We start from the raw sequence: 1,084 nt of genomic DNA on the forward strand, positions 1-1,084 counted from the left end.
GACCGTTTTCTTAAGCTTGACTTGGGCCGTGTCTCTTTCCGACATTCCGCTCGTATTATCGACTTATTTGTTATTACTGATTGCTAGCAAGCTACGTGATCCAGGCTTTGTCCTTTTGTCGAGTCAAGGGCATTGGTATGTGCACAGCGACGGCACGGTAAAAAATGAAACGAATAATTCGCATATCAAACACGTCAACCTGACGACGCTGCCTTTTAAACTCTCCTTTACGCTAGAGTCGGGTGAAATGGTGACGATTTGGCGAGACAGTTGTGATGAACGGTGCTATCGGCAACTTTCCTTGATTTTGCGTCAATGGAAAATGAAACAGGGAGCCAAAGCTCCCTGTTGATAAGCGTTACATTCGATATTAATTATCGGTTAACTGCTTTGCTGGTACCAGAATTGTCGGGCCGCTGTTTTCCAGTTGATTTGGGTAATCAAGCGTGTAGTGCAGGCCGCGGCTCTCTTTACGCTGCATTGCACAGCGAACCATAAGCTCTGCAACTTGCAGTAGATTACGCAGCTCCAACAAGTTATTAGATACGCGGAAGTTACTGTAGTACTCATGCGTTTCTTGTTGTAGCAGTTGAATGCGGCGCAATGCACGTTCTAAGCGCTTATCGGTACGCACAATGCCCATGTAGTCCCACATGAACAGGCGAAGTTCGTGCCAGTTGTGTTGAATAATAACTTCTTCATCACTGTTGGTGACTTGGCTTTCATCCCAACATGGGACACGTGAAGGCAGCTCAACGCTGGTGTGATGTTTCAGAATATCTTTTGCAGCAGACCACGCATAAACCACACATTCCAACAGTGAGTTCGATGCCATACGGTTAGCACCATGCAAGCCGGTGTAGCTCACTTCGCCAATCGCGTATAGATTTTTCAAATCCGTATGACCGTTTTGATCCACCATCACGCCGCCACAGGTATAGTGCGCAGCTGGTACGATTGGAATAGGCTCTTTGGTCATATCAATGCCCAAGTCCATCAAGCGCGAGTAAATGGTGGGGAAGTGCTTGGTGATAAAGTCCGCTGGTTTATGACTGATGTCGAGATACATGCAGTCTGCACCCAA

Annotated in this window: 2 protein-coding genes; one reads left to right on the forward strand and one right to left on the reverse strand. The window is 47.0% G+C overall.

What is annotated here, in order from left to right; translation table 11 throughout:
- Window positions 1-352: protein YgfX (locus tag R7R24_RS24790; protein WP_318119745.1), on the forward strand; the 352-nt coding region annotated here is incomplete at its 5' end.
- 18 nt (window positions 353-370) lie between these two features.
- On the opposite strand, the gene R7R24_RS24795 is transcribed toward R7R24_RS24790, so the two are convergent.
- The coding region (locus R7R24_RS24795; protein ID WP_318119746.1) for an FAD-binding protein at window positions 371-1,084 on the reverse strand (714 nt) is incomplete at its 5' end.

Source organism: Vibrio sp. 704 (assembly GCF_033339295.1).